Source organism: Coleofasciculus sp., assembly GCF_046539235.1.
In the GTDB taxonomy this organism is placed as follows: domain Bacteria; phylum Cyanobacteriota; class Cyanobacteriia; order Cyanobacteriales; family Coleofasciculaceae; genus Coleofasciculus.
The window spans coordinates 1-15,509 of sequence record NZ_JBKHHI010000130.1; the positions used below are offsets into that span (position 1 = coordinate 1).

Annotated in this window: 16 protein-coding genes; 6 read left to right on the forward strand and 10 right to left on the reverse strand. The window is 45.9% G+C overall.

Going from position 1 to position 15,509, the window contains the following annotated elements; genetic code table 11:
- Positions 1-296 precede the first annotated feature (296 nt).
- From ACLFWI_RS13690 to ACLFWI_RS13710, 5 genes are all read right to left on the reverse strand, one after another.
- Positions 297-440 (reverse strand): hypothetical protein, encoded by a 144-nt coding sequence (locus ACLFWI_RS13690; RefSeq protein WP_446413378.1) that lies wholly within the window; start codon positions 438-440, stop codon positions 297-299.
- Positions 441-549: 109 nt separating this feature from the next.
- Entirely contained in the window at positions 550-807 is a 258-nt protein-coding gene (locus tag ACLFWI_RS13695) for a hypothetical protein (protein WP_446413379.1), read from the reverse strand.
- Positions 808-1,128: a hypothetical protein gene (locus ACLFWI_RS13700; RefSeq protein ID WP_446409171.1), complete on the reverse strand. Its 321-nt coding sequence runs from the start codon at positions 1,126-1,128 to the stop codon at positions 808-810.
- 133 nt (positions 1,129-1,261) lie between these two features.
- On the reverse strand, positions 1,262-1,609 hold the full coding sequence (locus ACLFWI_RS13705; RefSeq protein WP_446413380.1) for an element excision factor XisI family protein: 348 nt from the start codon (positions 1,607-1,609) through the stop codon (positions 1,262-1,264).
- Positions 1,597-2,013 carry an element excision factor XisH family protein gene (locus ACLFWI_RS13710; protein WP_446413389.1) on the reverse strand — a complete coding sequence of 139 codons (417 nt, stop codon included), beginning with the start codon at positions 2,011-2,013 and terminating at the stop codon, positions 1,597-1,599. Before ACLFWI_RS13710 ends, ACLFWI_RS13705 begins: the two co-directional genes overlap by 13 nt.
- A gap of 466 nt (positions 2,014-2,479) precedes the next feature.
- Between ACLFWI_RS13710 and ACLFWI_RS13715 the strand changes: the two genes are divergently transcribed.
- The 5 genes from ACLFWI_RS13715 to ACLFWI_RS13735 all read left to right on the forward strand — a co-directional run bounded on the left by ACLFWI_RS13715 (position 2,480) and on the right by ACLFWI_RS13735 (position 5,323).
- Complete coding sequence (locus ACLFWI_RS13715) at positions 2,480-2,992, forward strand: hypothetical protein (RefSeq protein ID WP_446413381.1); 513 nt, start codon at positions 2,480-2,482, stop codon at positions 2,990-2,992.
- The gene (locus tag ACLFWI_RS13720) at positions 2,989-3,600 is read left to right on the forward strand and encodes a PIN domain-containing protein (protein WP_446413382.1); all 612 of its coding nucleotides are present in this window, start codon (positions 2,989-2,991) and stop codon (positions 3,598-3,600) included. The genes ACLFWI_RS13715 and ACLFWI_RS13720 overlap by 4 nt, the downstream gene beginning before the upstream one ends.
- A gap of 203 nt (positions 3,601-3,803) precedes the next feature.
- The gene (ureG, locus tag ACLFWI_RS13725; protein WP_446413383.1) at positions 3,804-4,406 is read left to right on the forward strand and encodes an urease accessory protein UreG; all 603 of its coding nucleotides are present in this window, start codon (positions 3,804-3,806) and stop codon (positions 4,404-4,406) included.
- 353 nt (positions 4,407-4,759) lie between these two features.
- On the forward strand, positions 4,760-4,966 hold the full coding sequence (locus ACLFWI_RS13730; protein ID WP_446413384.1) for a hypothetical protein: 207 nt from the start codon (positions 4,760-4,762) through the stop codon (positions 4,964-4,966).
- 165 nt (positions 4,967-5,131) lie between these two features.
- The gene (locus ACLFWI_RS13735) at positions 5,132-5,323 is read left to right on the forward strand and encodes a chlorophyll a/b-binding protein (protein ID WP_446397545.1); all 192 of its coding nucleotides are present in this window, start codon (positions 5,132-5,134) and stop codon (positions 5,321-5,323) included.
- A gap of 94 nt (positions 5,324-5,417) precedes the next feature.
- Here the strand turns inward: ACLFWI_RS13735 and cobJ are convergent, their stop codons facing one another.
- The gene (cobJ, locus tag ACLFWI_RS13740) at positions 5,418-7,397 is read right to left on the reverse strand and encodes a precorrin-3B C(17)-methyltransferase (RefSeq protein WP_446413385.1); all 1,980 of its coding nucleotides are present in this window, start codon (positions 7,395-7,397) and stop codon (positions 5,418-5,420) included.
- Between the two features lie 780 nt (positions 7,398-8,177).
- Here cobJ and ACLFWI_RS13745 point away from each other — a divergent pair.
- Positions 8,178-11,732 (forward strand): nSTAND1 domain-containing NTPase, encoded by a 3,555-nt coding sequence (locus ACLFWI_RS13745; RefSeq protein ID WP_446413386.1) that lies wholly within the window; start codon positions 8,178-8,180, stop codon positions 11,730-11,732.
- A gap of 2 nt (positions 11,733-11,734) precedes the next feature.
- On the opposite strand, the gene ACLFWI_RS13750 is transcribed toward ACLFWI_RS13745, so the two are convergent.
- The 4 genes from ACLFWI_RS13750 to ACLFWI_RS13765 all read right to left on the reverse strand — a co-directional run bounded on the left by ACLFWI_RS13750 (position 11,735) and on the right by ACLFWI_RS13765 (position 15,493).
- A complete protein-coding gene (locus ACLFWI_RS13750; protein WP_446413387.1) occupies positions 11,735-12,943 on the reverse strand; it encodes an LL-diaminopimelate aminotransferase in 1,209 nt (402 codons plus the stop codon).
- 134 nt (positions 12,944-13,077) lie between these two features.
- Positions 13,078-13,419: a thioredoxin gene (gene trxA / locus ACLFWI_RS13755; RefSeq protein WP_446413390.1), complete on the reverse strand. Its 342-nt coding sequence runs from the start codon at positions 13,417-13,419 to the stop codon at positions 13,078-13,080.
- Positions 13,420-13,628: 209 nt separating this feature from the next.
- On the reverse strand, positions 13,629-14,408 hold the full coding sequence (locus ACLFWI_RS13760) for a PspA/IM30 family protein (protein WP_446413388.1): 780 nt from the start codon (positions 14,406-14,408) through the stop codon (positions 13,629-13,631).
- Positions 14,409-14,728: 320 nt separating this feature from the next.
- Positions 14,729-15,493, reverse strand: coding sequence for a PspA/IM30 family protein (locus ACLFWI_RS13765; RefSeq protein ID WP_446413391.1), 765 nt, complete (start codon positions 15,491-15,493; stop codon positions 14,729-14,731).
- Positions 15,494-15,509: the final 16 nt, after the last annotated feature.

Consider the following 15,509-nt stretch of genomic DNA (forward strand, 5'->3'; position numbering starts at 1 on the left):
AGGTTAATCGGAACATCTGATATCGGGACAGCAAATCCAATGTAGGGGCGGGTTTAGGGATAAAATTAATAGAGCCACCCATCATCTTTCCACAAAACCCGCCCTAATCAACCCTTTTACCCCGACATTTTTAAGATGCGATCGCACTTAGCAATCAGGTAGGTTTTGTGATCGGGTTTCAGGTTAATCGGAACATCTGATATCGGGACAGCAAATCCAATGTAGGGGCGGGTTTAGGGATAAAATTAATAGAGCCACCCATCATCTTTCCACAAAACCCGCCCTAATCAACCCTTTTACCCCGACATTTTTAAGATGCGATCGCGGTTAACAATCCGGTGGGTTTTGTTGTCCGGTTTGGGATTAATCGATTCGGTGGGGTAATGGGCGGGTGCAAGTTGTTGAGGAAGAGGTGAGGAGGGCGGGTTTTGTTGTTCCATTATCGGTGACTAGCTGGATTGATTACCTAAACCCGCCCCTACATCTAATCTGGCTCCCCCTGCTTCCCCTGCTCTCTAACCCTCCCCAACAAGGCTTATTCAGCTAACTCTAATTCCGGGAGGTTGGAGGACTAAGGATCATTAGCTGATCGCCTCCGTCACTTTCATACATCATCACAACAGGTGGACTTAATGTGCGATCGCGTTTATCGGGTAAAGCTGGAAAGATGTAAAAATAACCGTCGCGATCAATGAGTAAGCGCCAGACGATTGGGGTTTCGGGATTGCTGGTATCGGTGAGTTCTTTTCCCAGAAGTCGTTGATATAAATCTTGATCGCCGATAATCCGGAAACCGGACGGATTCACCTAAGGATTGTCCAGTTTGCGTCCCAGGGACACGGTGTTATCTGGAGCAACTACGGTGATAATCGGTAGGGTAGAGGTTTCGTTAACTGCATCTATCCAAGCATCAGTATCGGCTTGCCATTGGGCTAACCAAAATAGTGCCGTTAATGCCCATAAAACAATCACAATTTCGACCGTGAGAGAGCCTAAAAATTGCAGCGAATTAAACTGAGTTGAACTAAAGTTAACCAAGGATTGTATCCCTTGGGATAGCCATGCATTGGGGTGTTGTCTGGCGTAATTGAGGAGGGGCGATCGCACTAAAGTGCTTACTACAAACACAGTCCTATTTTAATCCTGACTTTTCACGGTATCTGGTGCAACGTGAGTGTGAATTTTGTAGGGGCGGGTTTTACAGATAACATGAGAGCACCCAACTGATAACTTGACTAAACCCGCCCTTATCCAGTGGCTTTTAGCCCACTGCATAATCAGTCATTTCACGCATGAAAGGAGGATGAAACCCTAGCACAATATCATGTTTTGGTACACCCAAATCGACTAATTCTGCCGCAATATCATGCTCCGTTGAATTGTAAAAAATCCAGATTTTCTCATTCCGAATATCCAGATGCATTAAACAATGATGCACCCAGCGCCTATGGTGCCAACCTAGATGCACAATTTGATAGTGATTGCGCTGCGTATCAAAAATCGTCTCTACCTCAAACTCACCATAAGCTGGCTTAACTTCTGCATAATCTATCAACAATTGCTGCACAATTTGCTGATACTTGATTACTTTATCCGTTAGTTCTGCCATTGTACAACTTCCTCCACGTCAACATTGTAAACCATCAGTTTTACCGCATTTTCTTGCAGCATTGATGCGGGAAAATCAATTTTAAAGAAGCTGTTATAGGTTAGATCCGGCACAGCTAGATAGAGAATGCGGTCAGGTTCTTCACGACGCAATGCCGCCCGATAGTTAATAAACTGACCCAGCGCCGTATGAAACTCTGAAATTGCCGATGCACTAGCTAAAAAACTTTTGACTTCAACCGCAATTTTTTCATCGCCTCGCTCCGCAGCCAGTAATCTTTCTGCCCCCAAATCAATTTCCATCTCTACTCCACCGACTTTAATTCTAAGCGGATCATGAGTCACATTCCATCCATCCTTAATAAGGGCAGTCTTAACAACTTGATGAAACCGATCTTTAGCCACAACAGACGACCCAACTCTAAAGGTGTAATTCAAATCTATCACACCAAGTTGTCTCGTGTGATCTGGCGTAGCACACCTAATTTAGTGGATTTAGGATTGTAGGGGCGCAAGTCGGCTATCAACTGTCAAATTTATCCCAACTTTTTAGCTGTGTCAGTTCAGATCCAGAAGATCGCCCCAGCCCACGACACTGCTCCTGATCGCGAATCGGGAAATCTGCTATTTTTAGCAGAAATGACAAATTTCTTGCACCGAAGAACTATTCATCCTTCATCGCTCTCCCACAACAGCATAGAGTTACAGCGATTGTGACGTGTTGCATCCCTAGAACCCCTACCTACCCCAGAGGTTATCTGCTACCAAGCAGAATGAGTAAGGGTACGGCAATGCCGTGTCCCTACTGGTAACGAACTATCTATATCATCTAAGCTAGGATTACTATAGTAACGTTTGCGGCAAAAACAAAATGAAAGGTAACTTAGTACCCAAGCCGATTAAATATCCTATTTCTTATCCTCAGGGAAATGATGACTGGGATTTGTCAGTTTATAACCGTAATGGTCAACGAATTCTCGATATTGAAGTTAAACCTAAACTCAATACATCACCAGACTGGGCAGCACAATTCCGCCGCAATATTCTCGCACACGGAACGTTTTACAAAGCCCCCTATTTCCTGATGGTTTTTCTCGATCGCTTCTACTTATGGACGGGTGCTGATGCCCAATCCGATCAGAGCCAACCTACTTACTCGATTGATGCACGCCCTATTCTTCAATCGTACTATGAAGGCGCTGGAATCACGGCTGAACAAATCAGTCGTCAGAGTTTAGGATTGATTATTGAATCATGGCTTTGGCAAATAATTCATTCTGATAAATATGCCACAGATATTGATGAATCTCAACAATGGTTAGTTGATTCAGGGCTATATGAAGCCATCGCTGGGGGTAAGTTTGATTATGAGGTTATGGCGTGAATGTTTATGTCGAAACTAACTTTGTCTTGGAATTAACCTTCCAGCAAGAAGAGTTTGAAAGCTGTGAACAAATTTTGCAACGTTGTGAAGCAAAAGGGATACAAATTGTCATACCTGCCTATAGTTTGGCTGAACCCCATGAGAAATTAATTCGTCAAGCCAAAAACCGTAGTGAGCTTCACAGAAAGCTTCATGATGAGTTAGATCAACTTAAGCGCACAGAATCCTACAATAGTCGTATCAGTAACATCGAAGAAGACATTTCTTATTTACTGTTGCGGAGTAGTGGGGAGGAGAAAAAGCGTTTTGCACAGTATCGAGAACGACTCTTGGAAAGTGCATACATTATTTCACTGACTGCCGCTATTCTCAGCGATGCAGCAAACTATGAAGTTTATTACGGCTTGGAACCGCAAGATGCTATCGTTTATGCATCAGTTATTAGCCCTCTGCGGCAGTATCAACCTCAAGTCTCGTGTTTCCTCAACCGAAACACAAAAGATTTTAATAATCATGATATTGTTAATGAATTGAATCAATTCAATTGCCGGATGATATGGAAGTTTGATCAGGGCTATAATTTTATTGAATCACAACTGTACTCATGAAAATTAGCTGTTGACTTGTATGAGCAATAGTCATGAATGTATTTACAATTGGTCATTCTAATCACACCATTGAGGCGTTTATCGCGCTCATCGAGTAACAAGGGGTTACAGCCATTGCAGACGTGCGATCGCATCCCTACAGAGAAAAGCCGTAAAAATAATAGTAAATTTATAGTTAATACATCACATCTCAAACACGGTTGATGAATACATTTCGCGTTGGTATTGCAGGACCAGTAGGTTCCGGAAAAACCGCTTTATTGGATGCTTTGTGCAAGGCGATGCGAGCATCCTATCAAATCGCTGTCGTCACCAATGACATTTACACCCAGGAAGATGCCCAGTTTCTGGTAAACTCTAATGCCTTAGAGCGCGATCGCATCCGGGGTGTGGAAACGGGAGGTTGCCCACATACGGCGATTCGGGAGGATGCATCCCTAAATTTAGCGGCAATTGAAGAGTTAGAACAAACGTTCACCCCCTTAGATTTAGTCTTCTTGGAAAGTGGGGGGGATAACCTAGCCGCCACCTTTAGCCCAGAACTCGTCGATTTGACCCTTTATGTAATAGATGTCGCCGCCGGTGACAAGATTCCCCGCAAAGGTGGACCCGGAATCACCAAATCGGATTTATTGGTGATTAATAAAATAGACCTAGCGCCAATGGTTGGGGCTGATTTGGGTGTTATGGAACGAGACGCCAAAAAGATGCGAGGCGATAAGCCATTTGTATTTACGAATTTAAAGACTCAGGACGGATTAGCAACCGTGATTGATTTTATCAAGCTCCAGATCGGGTCGTCTTGACAAACGCTGTTTAATTTGATATGAAATCCGGTGAGAGAGCCGGAGATAAAAACATTCAGTAGTTAGCCTCTCTCTATCCTACCCTCATCTATCGCCTATTAATGGTGAGGAATGATACTTGATTAGATTTTATGTAGGGTGGGCAAGACTGTTCCAGGATAGAATAACCTTTTCTACGAGCGGGTAATTGCTCAGAATTAACTTTACTCCTTACTGGTAGATTAATTGCCAAAGTATTTTCTTGCGTATTTTTACCAGGTTTCTCTTAATTTAGTGAGTAAAATATCCGAAAATATTCCCTATTGCTCTCGAATCTACAAAGCTAAACTGAGAAAAAGTTTAGGCGGAAGTCAATGCTAAGTGATTTAGAACTCTGGTTATCCTTAAACGCCCGACTGTATGTCAATCTTTGCCAACAGCCCCAGATCGATATCGAAGACATGGCATTTTTAGAGAATTTTAGAGTTTTGCAGAGGATAGTTGTTTCTCAACGGCAGACACAGGATGCTCGATTACCCGATTGGCAGCAGCTATCAACAGAACTAAATAGGGTCTGCTGAATAAGTTTTATGGTGAGGGGAGGGAACAGGGAACAGGGAACAGGGAACAGGGAACAGTTTCAATAATCCAGGATTGTCTTACCTAAGAGGGATAACGTTAGCCTCAATCAATGTTACATTTGTTTACAAAGGCAATTATAGATAACTTAAGCGGAGAATTGCACTATGACAAATCCATCAAATACACCAGCACCCGAAACCCTCACCAGTCCCGAAGAACGCAATGCTTGGAAATTTGGCTTTAGCCCCCAAGCTGAAATTTGGAATGGTCGTCTAGCCATGCTAGGCTTCATTATTGCCCTATTCGTTGAATACTTTTCGGGTCAAGGAGTTCTGCACGCATTAGGCATCATGTAAGCCTACTTGATGTCTCTATGAGACAGCCTAGGGACAGGATATATCCATTGGTTTGACATCTTCCTAACCCTCTCCTTGTCAAGGGGAGGGAATTCTAATGGTTTTGGTTTTCTGTAAAGTAACCGTTAAGGGTGTATCCCCGTGGTGTAATCATCCAATCTCCGTGAAGACGGGTACTTTGATTGCCAATGAGTACAGTGGTCAGCATGTCAATGGGAATATCGAGTAATTTGTCAAGTGTGGAAAGGGTGATTTTTTCATCCTCTCGATAAGCCGATCGCACGATCGCGACTGGGGTTTGGGGAGAACGGTATTGAAGTAAGATACGATGGGCGATTGTCAGTTGTTCGATCCGGGTGCGCGATCGCGGATTATATAAAGCAATGACGAAATCGGCTTGGGCAGCAGCATTCAGGCGTTTTTCAATTACATCCCAAGGCGTCAGCAGGTTACTTAAACTAATCGCACAAAAATCATGCATCAGGGGCGCACCCACGCGAGACGCCGCTGCTTGCAGGGCGGTAATTCCGGGAAAGACTTGTACTCTTGGTGTCTTCCCATCCCATTCTTGGGCTTTTAGTTCCTCCAACACTAATCCCGCCATCCCATAAATCCCACAATCCCCCGATGACACAACCGCCACCGTTAATCCCCACTGGGCTAACTCAATCGCCCGTTGCGCCCGTTGGCGTTCCTGAGTAATTGGCAGAGATTCAATAATTTGTCCCGGATGCAGAATCGGGGAAATTAAATCAATATAGAGAGAATAACCGATTACCGCATCAGCCTGAGAGAGTGCCGTTTTTGCGGCTGGCGTTATTTGGTCTAACTGTCCGGGTCCCATACCCACCAACAACAGTTGTCCAATTCTACCCGTATACTCTTGTTCCGCCACAGCAATCGCCACCGTTACCGCCCCCGGCTGATCATCTGCCCGCACAATTTGTTTTTTTACCAGTAGGTTCGTAGTCGGCACTTTAGTGCCAGAAGCGCTAAAGCGCTGACTACAAGCGCTAAAGCGCTGACTACAAGCGCTAAAGCGCTGACTACAAACTAAGGCGGCGGCTTCTGCCACACTGGGACTACCCACTGCCTGATTCACCACCGTTGATGGCGTAGGCACCGGTACCGATCGCAATACCTCCGCCGGAAAGGTTCGCAACGGCAAATCATGGGCTTGACAAAATTCCACCAATCCCACTTCCGAGGCTTTAATATCAATGGTGGCAATTCCCGCGATCGCACCGACAGCTAGATGATGCCGTTGACAGGTTTGAATTATCGCCGTTTCGATTAATTCTCTGGATGTTCCCCGTTCACACCCAATCCCCACCCATAATACCCGTGGATGCCATTGCACCTTGGGTAAATCCGAGTCTGGAGAAAAGCGACGCTGAGTAAAACTAATCCAAATCCGGGCATTAATTGATTGGGAATTGGCTGAATTAACATCAACTGTCTCTTCATCAGCATCGAAAACAAAGGGATGTCCTGGGGGAAGGTGCTTTTGCCACAACCTAGAACCCACCTCTTGCATTACCTCAACCCGTTCACCTTTAGCTACGGCGGCGCTGACACCCGTCCAATCTCCCTCACCCCGTTGCCAACCGAAGGGAATGCCTACCATATCGACAGCAGGTAAATTTAACCCTGTAGAACCCCCAGTTAAAATAGGAGTCGCCCCTAGTTGCAAGGCAATCATCCGCGTCAGTTGATTGGCTTTCCCTTGATGTCCACTGCATAAACTAATCACAAACTGCCCATTTTCATCGACAACGATAACCGCTGGATCAGATGATTTATCCTTTAAAAGCGGGGCAATCAGGCGCACCACCGCCCCCGTTGCTAATCCAAAAATAAAAGCGCGATGATTTTGCCAGAGGGAGGCTATATGGGATTTAAGAGAACCCTGATAGAACGATACTGTGGGAACATTATTCTGTTCAGAGGTATGAACAGACTCAGGAAGCCACAACGTCGCCCCGGCACTATGGCACAGAGGCTGTAGGGTTTGGGCGGCGGTAGGAGTGGTTGCGATCGCCACTAGGGGATGAAAGTCTTGAAATAATAACACAGATCTTTAGAATATCGATTTAATCATAGCAGTTAGTGGTCAAAGAAAGGACGCACATCGGTAATCCATGTTCACTTCAATGGCACGCTCAATAAGCATTTTTGGAGCAACAAAACCTTGATATACCGTAGGGTGGGCATTGCCCACCAGCATACCAGTCAGCGCCATCCCTGTTAACTTATTAGCTTAGATTGTCCTCCTTTGACTATGGTTGTGTCGGACGCAAGCCTTGCGCCCCGAAAGTTTCTGGGTATAAGACTAACCCATTAAAAGCGGGTTTGGAAAAAATATTTTTTTTTGAATTCTTGACAAATGTGGTGGTTTTCTGAGATGATTACTTCATAGTGGGAAAATGTGCCAGCCTATAGGGTCAATTTTATTCCTGTTCAACAGAAACATCGGCTCAAATCTCTGGTTCCTGCTTATTCCATCAATAACGACACAATTGTCCGAACTAGAAGCCAAGACAGAAGCATCAGTTAATGCATCCTTTTCCTACCCAAAATAGGGATGCGATCGCGCTTTTTGTTCCATGGGGGATTTAGGGGGATCTAAACATTGAGTGCTAATCCGGTTATTGACAAATGCAGTAGTTGTCTGAGAGACTTACTTCATAATGGGAAAATGTGTCCGCCTGTAGGGTCGAATTTCATCCCTATTCAACAGAACTTCTTATCCTCTAAATAACTCCCCTAATTGTCCTGACTAGGAGCAAAATCTCTGAATCAGTTAAATACGCCCGGAAAACGGGATACTGCTGACAGGGATTGACGACTCCTTATGAATCGACAGGCTTTGATCGTTGGGATTAATACTTACGATACTCAGCACCTGAAAAACTTGACATCACCGGCGAAGGATGCTGATGCGATCGCGCAACTCCTGATTGATCGCGGTAATGTCCAAGTCAGGCGGATTCCGGCTTTTAACACTCCTGTCGATTCAACCATCCCGATTCGAGTTACCCTGACTCAACTTGAAGCCGCATTAGTCCAACTCTTATTACCAGAAGGAAACACAATTCCCGATACGGTTCTGCTGTATTTCTCTGGCTATGGACTCTGCAAACACCAAGATAGACCAACCAGTTTTTTAGCCACCAGCGATATTAACCCAAATCGCGGTAACTGGGGATTATCTCTGTCATGGCTGCGTGATTTGTTGCAACAAAGTCCAATTCGAGAGCAAATTATTTGGTTAAATTGCTATTGTAACGATGAAGGATTTGACCTCAGCCAAGCTGATCCGGGATATCGGGGTCAGGGATACAGTCGTTGTTTTATCGCCACCTGTCAGTCACAAAAGGATGGGGAGAGGGGGAAATGGGGAGACAAGGATAACCTACAAACACGACAACTGAATCCGACTGAATCGGACAAATATAGTCAGTTAGCGTCCATTCTATTATTAGGACTCGATGCCAAAAATCATCCCCCTGGCTGGGTGACCAACTATACCCTGACTGAGTTGATTCATCAATTATCCCCACCCCTGATTTTTGCTAACGCCGGAAATCCGATTTTGTTAATCCGTACCCGTGAAACTGATCCAGAAACTTTACCTGCTTTACCCCCCAGCGCACTGGAACGATTTTGTCCTTATAAAGGTTTAGCCTATTTTAACTACAAAAATCAAGACCCCCAGTATTTTTATGGGCGAGAGACGTTAACAGATGAACTCCTCGAACATATACGCACAAACAGTTTCCTGGCGGTAATCGGAACCTGCGGTAGTGGCAAATCTTCGCTAATTCGCGCCGGACTTTTGCATCAGCTTCAACGGGGACAACGCTTATCAGGAACTCAGGAATGGCTGACTTTAATTTTTCAACCCGGTGAACATCCTCTCCAGAATTTAGCCCGATCCTTTATCAATCCCCATAACCCAGAACGCGACTATCAATTCGCCCAAACCATAAAACTGATCCAAATGGGGGCGGTAGGATTAGGAATTGTGGTGCGGACAAGGGCTGAAAAGCAACGGTTAGTGCTGGTGGTGGATCAATTTGAACAGGTGTTTACTTGTTGTCAGGATGAAACCGAACGACAACAGTTTTTTGATTGTTTGTTGGGTGGACTAGAACGTATCGATAATCAACTTTGCCTGGTTATCGGGATGCGAACGGATTTTTTAATTCATTGTGCAAGTTATCCCGAATTGGTGCAAAAAATTCAGGCGCTGATGGTGACGGTGACGCCAATGACCAGGGAAGGATTGAAAACCGCTATTATTAAACCCGCCCAGCAAGTGGGTGTAGAGATTGAGTCAGATTTAGTAACTCAACTACTCTTAGATTTAGAGGATACTGCCAGTTTACCGTTACTCCAGTTTATGTTAACTCAACTGTGGCAACGGCGTCCAGTGGATCGGTTAATGGTAGCCGAATATTATCGTTGGGGTAAGCTGCAAGGAGCAATCGAAAAACACGCCAACCGCGTTTATCAATCGTTGTCGGCTAATGAGCAACAAATTGCCAAAGACATTTTTTTGGCGTTAATCCAATTAAATGAAAACGGTCAAGTTACGGCGCGACAAGTAGACCCGTCTGAGTTAATCCTGAGTTTTCAAGTAAAGTCTAGAAACCGATTTAAATCTGTAGAGACGTGCCATGGCACGTCTCATACTATGTCTGGTAACACAGCGCCATGTAGAGACGTTGCATGCAACGTCTCTACAACAAATGGGGTAAACGATTTCATTGGCGATCGCCATTCCACGAAAGCAGTTACATCAGTGATGCAAAAATTAATCGATGCTGGCTTAATCGTTACTCACTCCGGAAAATGGAACCAAACCCTGGTAACGATTGCTCATGAAGCCCTAATTCAGCATTGGTCAAAACTTCAGCAATGGGTCGAAGAAAAACGCCACTGGATGAGACTCCAGCGCCAAATTGAAGCGGCGGCGATTGAGTGGCAAACTCAAGGAAAACCGAACCGAATTTTATCAGAATTAACCCTAACTGAGGCAGAATATTATCGAGATAATCTCAATTTATCTACCTTAGGACAAGACCTAATTCAGCAAAGTCTTCAGTACAAACGAACGCGACGAGGTTTAGCTAGGGGAGGATTAATTTCCGTGATCGCGCTATTGAGTCTGACCACGGGGATGGGGATGAGCCGATGGTATAAAACGGCACAGATTGCTCAACGGGAACAATTGTATAAAAATGCCGCTACTGTCCAAAATTTGCTCCCGGTGGAACCGATTAAGGGATTATTACTGGCAATTGAAACAACGGGTCAAAGTTATGCTAAATTTCAGCACGTTGATCAGCGGATTGCGTCTAGTCTTTGGTTAGCCATTGAGGTAGCGAGAGAACGCGATCGCTTAGACCACGAATCAGCAGTTAATGCTGTCGCTTTTCATCCTGATCATCAAATCTTGGTCAGTGGAACGGAGGATGGTTTAGTTCATCTTTGGACGCGACAGGATAATTTAATTCGTCAATCCTTACCCGGACATAAAGATGAGGTGACAGGAGTCGCTTTTAGTCCCCAGGGACAGGTGATTGCTAGTAGTAGCCAGGATGGTAAAATTCGCTTGTGGACGGTTCCAGGTCAACCCCTGGGTCAGCCGTTTTTTGGACAAGATTGGATCACCTCAATAGCTTGGAGTCCAGATGGTCAATTTCTGGTCAGTGGCGGTAAAGATGGAACCATTCAGGTGTGGAATCGCCAAGGTAATCCCATCGGTCAACCGTTCATCGGACATCAAGGAGTTGTTTTTACAGTGGCGTTTAGTCCGGATGGAGAAACCATTGCTAGTGGTAGTGGGGATGGTACGATTCGCTTATGGAATCGTCAGGGTCAACCCTTGGGTCAACCATTCCGGGGACATGAGGGTGTGGTTTTTGACCTGGCGTTTAGTCCCAATGGTGAGAGGATTGTCAGTGGGGGACGAGATGGGACGGTACGCTTATGGAATCGTCAAGGTGAGTTAATCGGTGAACCTTGGCGAGGACATCAGGGAGTCGTTTTTGCGGTGGCGTTTAGTCCGGATGGGAAAACGATCGCCAGTGGTAGTGGGGATGGTACAATTCGCTTATGGAATTCTCAGGGTCAGTTACGGGGTAAACCGTTACGGGGACATCAAGGTGCAGTGCGATCGCTGGCGTTTAGTCCGGATGGTGAGAGACTTGCCAGTGGTAGTCCGGATAAAACAGTACGCTTGTGGGATGTGCGGATTTTACCAGAACCGCAAGATTGGCAAACTGGGTTGCGGGTGGCGTGCGATCGCCTCGAAAATCATCCCGTTTTTGAACGTCCGCATAAGGCATATACCCTATCTCGTGATATTTGTCAAGCTAAAGGATTAAGAACTCATCGTTAACGTTACTTATGCTTATGCGATCGCAAAAATCCGGCTATTCGCTGCACGGCTGTTTCTAACAACTCAGGTTCATGCACCAAAGCAAAGCGGACATATCCTTCCCCAGCCTTGCCAAAACCTGCCCCTGGAGATGCCGCCACTCCAGTTTCCTCAACTAATCGGCTGCAAAATTGGATCGAATTGTGATCCCAAGGTTGGGGTAATTTTGCCCAGACATACATCGTCGCTTGGGGAAGTGGCACCTGCCAACCGATACGGTTTAACGCTTGCACAAAGGCATCCCGCCGTTTCTCAAAGGTGGTAACCATCGCTTGCACACCATCTTGATTCCCTTGCATCGCCGCGATCGCACCGTTTAAAATTCCGCGATACTGATTAAAATCCACCACCGCCTTGATTTGGCGCAGTGCCTTAATCAGTTGAGCATTTCCAATCGCATACCCAATGCGGAAGCCGCCCATATTATAGGATTTAGAAAAGGTAAACAATTCAATCGAGATTTCTTTATGGGGGTCAGCTTGTAAAACTGAGGGCGCTAGGGTGTTCAGATTGGCGGGTGCAGTACCATCTGGGGAAAATACCAAGTCAGCATAAGGGAAATCATGAACCAGAACCACGTCATGCTGACGGCAAAAAGCCACCGCTTTCTGGAAAAACGATAACGGTGCGATCGCGCTGGTGGGATTATGAGGATAATTCAGCACCATCATCCTAGCTTGGGCAAGGACAGAGGCGGGAATCTCTTCAAAAACAGGTAAAAACTGATTTTCTGCCAACAGAGGCATAGGATAGATTTGACCCCCCGCCAAATACACCCCACCCGCATGAGACGGATAGCCTGGATCAAGCAATAAGGCAAAATCACCGGGGTTGAGAATCGCTAAAGGTAAATGCGCCGTTCCCTCTTGGGAACCAATCAGGGGCAGAACCTCCGTTTCTGGGTCAACCGGAACACCAAATCGTTGGCTATAGCCCTTGGCTACAGCCTGACGAAACGCTTGCGTCCCATGAAACAGTAAGTAACCATGAGTGCTAGGGTCATGCAGCGAGGTTTCAATAGCGGCAACGACATGATCCGATGCCGATAAATCAGATGATCCCAATGACAGGTCAATAATATCTTGACCCAAGGCTTTAGCTTTTACCTTCGCCTGATCCATATCAGCAAACACATTGGCTTGCAGAGGTTGTAAACGTTGAGCAAACTGCATGGTTTAGTTATTGCACAGGGAACAGGGAATAGGGAACAGGGAACAGGGAATAGGGCATTCTAATCCAGACAAGGCTGGTTTAGTGACATTTGGGTAGCAAAAAAAGATAATGGTGAAACCCGTCCCGATAACCTTCAAGACTCCAAACTCTTTTCTATCATTTCCTGTAACTTTTGCTTACCAATAGCACCTTCGTAGGATTGGACAACCTCTCCATTTTTAAAGATTAAGAGTGCGGGGACTCCTTCGACGTGGTACTGCTTCACAGTCACGGGATTTGGATCAACTTCCATTTTAGTCACTTTCAGGCGATCGCCATAATTCTCCGCAATCCAATTCACCGAGGGCGAGACGAGGCGGCAAGGTCCACACCAATTTGCCCAAAGATACACTAGCACTGGCTTGTCAGCTTTTAAAACTTCGGTTTCAAACTCCTGATCGGTAATCTCAAGCACTTTACTCACAACACCCTCCATCAAAACAAAACCAATGACTACTGTAGCGAGACGGGCTACATCTCGACAATAGTTAGCTGTTGCCAGATGAAAGGTCAATCAGTCTAAGCCGTTAGGCGATCGCAAGAAAACATCAAAGGAAATGTCATGATTATTATGTAGAGACGTAGCATGCTACGTCTCTACCGAGGTCTTGGATTGCTGCGACTTGGCTAATTGACGGCTGATGCTTACAAATTGTCGATTTGCTTTCGCAGTTGTTCCAATTCGTCGTCAACTTCTGATTTGGGGGCAGCGCCTGAGTCAGTTTTCTGCTCTGATGTGCCTTCTAAAGCTGGCTGAGAGACAGAACCACCGGATAACTGGGCTTTCATTGCCGTCAACTCATCATCAACATCACTCCCCGATTCCAGGGCGGCAAATTGATTTTCTAAGTCAGCACCACCCAACTCATGAGCTGCTTGGGAACGGGCTTCGAGTTCCATCACTTTGTCTTCCATCCGCTCAAATGCTCCCATCGCCGAGCCAGTGCCCAAACGACCAATGGTGCTTTGTAACTGCTCGTTCGCCTTAGCCGCACTCACCCGTGCCTTAAGCATATCTTTCTTGGTCTTCGCCTCAGAAATTTTGCTTTCCAAGGCAATTAGGTTACGCTTCAGGGTGTCTACTTGAGCCGTTTGCTGTTCAAGCTGACCTTTGAGTACGGTTGCTGTTTCAGCGACGGATTTTTTGCGCTGGAGTGCTTCGCGGGCTAGGTTTTCATCCCCTTTTTGCAGGGCAAGTTGGGCGCGTTGCTGCCAGTTATTGGCTTCGGATTGGTTTTTATTGTATTGTTGCTCGGTACGTTTTTGCGTAGCAATGGATCGGGCAACGGCTTGGCGCAGTTGTACCAGATCTTCTTGCATGTCAATAATGGCTTGCTCCAGAATTTTTTCTGGGTCTTCAGCCTTGCTAACCATATCGTTAAGATTAGCTCTGACAACTCGGCTCAGGCGATCGAATAGTCCCATGACGCTGTTTATCCTCTCGGAATGTACAAACTAAGTATCAAGCAGGCTCTACGGTTGGGAATCTGCTTAGGGGGTCAACTTTGTGGAATAGAGGCTCTCCTGCCTTTTGGAGAAAGCACTGGGTTAATGTAATTGAAACACTCATTTATGGTATTCAGACAGGAGGCTATTTATCTAGTGTAAAAACTTCCAGCTCAATATTGCTAGATCCTCACCATTTTTGGTGTCGGGGAGCTTGTAGAGGCGTAGCACGCTACGTCTGGGTGCAGGGGTGCAGGGAGGCTATCAGTCCGGAATATAAATGTGCGACGTTGCACCGATTAGGATTTATCCAGATCAGAACGCAGTTTTTCCAGTTCTGCCTCGATCTCCGCATTGCCACCTGATGTGGCTTGAGAGGAGGGTAATTTTGCCGATTCCGTTGTGCCACCTAGGTTGGCTTTCATCGAAGCTAATTCTGTATCAACGTCATTGCCACTTTCTATGGCATTAAATTGCTTTTCCAGTTCATCGCCACTAGAGAGTTCGGCGATCGCCTCGGATCGGGCTTCGAGTTCATGTACTCTATCTTCCATGCGCTCAAAGGCACTCAGGGTACCGCTTGTATTGAGATTTCCCAGCATCTCGTTAATCTTCTCTGAGGCTTGAGCCGAACGCGCTCTGGCAATGAAAAGGTCTTTTTTCGTTTTTGCCTCCGAGATTTTACTCTCTAGAGTCCGCATATCTTTTTTAAGTTTAGTAACAATCTCACGTTGCTGCCCCAGTTGCCCCTGGAGAGCTTGAGCTGTTTGCTGATGAGTTTGTCGTCGAGTTAGGGCTTCTCGTGCCAAATTATCGTCCCCTTTCGACAGTGCCAGTTGAGCGCGATTGTACCATTCTTGTGCCGTTGATTCAGCTTGGCAGGCTTGGCGTTCTGTACGTTTTTGGGACGCGATCGCTTGGGCGACAGCCTGCCGCATTTGGATTAAATCGTGCTGCATATCCTCCACAGCTTGTTCCAGAATTCTTTCTGGATCTTCGGCTTGTCCAATCAGGCTATTCAGGTTGGCGCGAATCACTCGCCCGATGCGCTCAATCAATCCCATAGCAGCTCTCCATTGT

Coding starts and splice junctions, on each gene's coding strand:
- ACLFWI_RS13760 (WP_446413388.1), bottom strand. CDS start 14,408: ATGGGACTATTCGATCGCCTGAGCCGAGTTGTCAGAGCTAATCTTAAC.
- ACLFWI_RS13765 (WP_446413391.1), bottom strand. CDS start 15,493: ATGGGATTGATTGAGCGCATCGGGCGAGTGATTCGCGCCAACCTGAAT.
- ACLFWI_RS13715 (WP_446413381.1), top strand. CDS start 2,480: ATGAAAGGTAACTTAGTACCCAAGCCGATTAAATATCCTATTTCTTAT.
- ACLFWI_RS13690 (WP_446413378.1), bottom strand. CDS start 440: ATGGAACAACAAAACCCGCCCTCCTCACCTCTTCCTCAACAACTTGCA.
- ureG (WP_446413383.1), top strand. CDS start 3,804: ATGAATACATTTCGCGTTGGTATTGCAGGACCAGTAGGTTCCGGAAAA.
- ACLFWI_RS13705 (WP_446413380.1), bottom strand. CDS start 1,609: ATGGCAGAACTAACGGATAAAGTAATCAAGTATCAGCAAATTGTGCAG.
- trxA (WP_446413390.1), bottom strand. CDS start 13,419: ATGGAGGGTGTTGTGAGTAAAGTGCTTGAGATTACCGATCAGGAGTTT.
- ACLFWI_RS13750 (WP_446413387.1), bottom strand. CDS start 12,943: ATGCAGTTTGCTCAACGTTTACAACCTCTGCAAGCCAATGTGTTTGCT.
- ACLFWI_RS13745 (WP_446413386.1), top strand. CDS start 8,178: ATGAATCGACAGGCTTTGATCGTTGGGATTAATACTTACGATACTCAG.
- ACLFWI_RS13735 (WP_446397545.1), top strand. CDS start 5,132: ATGACAAATCCATCAAATACACCAGCACCCGAAACCCTCACCAGTCCC.
- ACLFWI_RS13730 (WP_446413384.1), top strand. CDS start 4,760: ATGCTAAGTGATTTAGAACTCTGGTTATCCTTAAACGCCCGACTGTAT.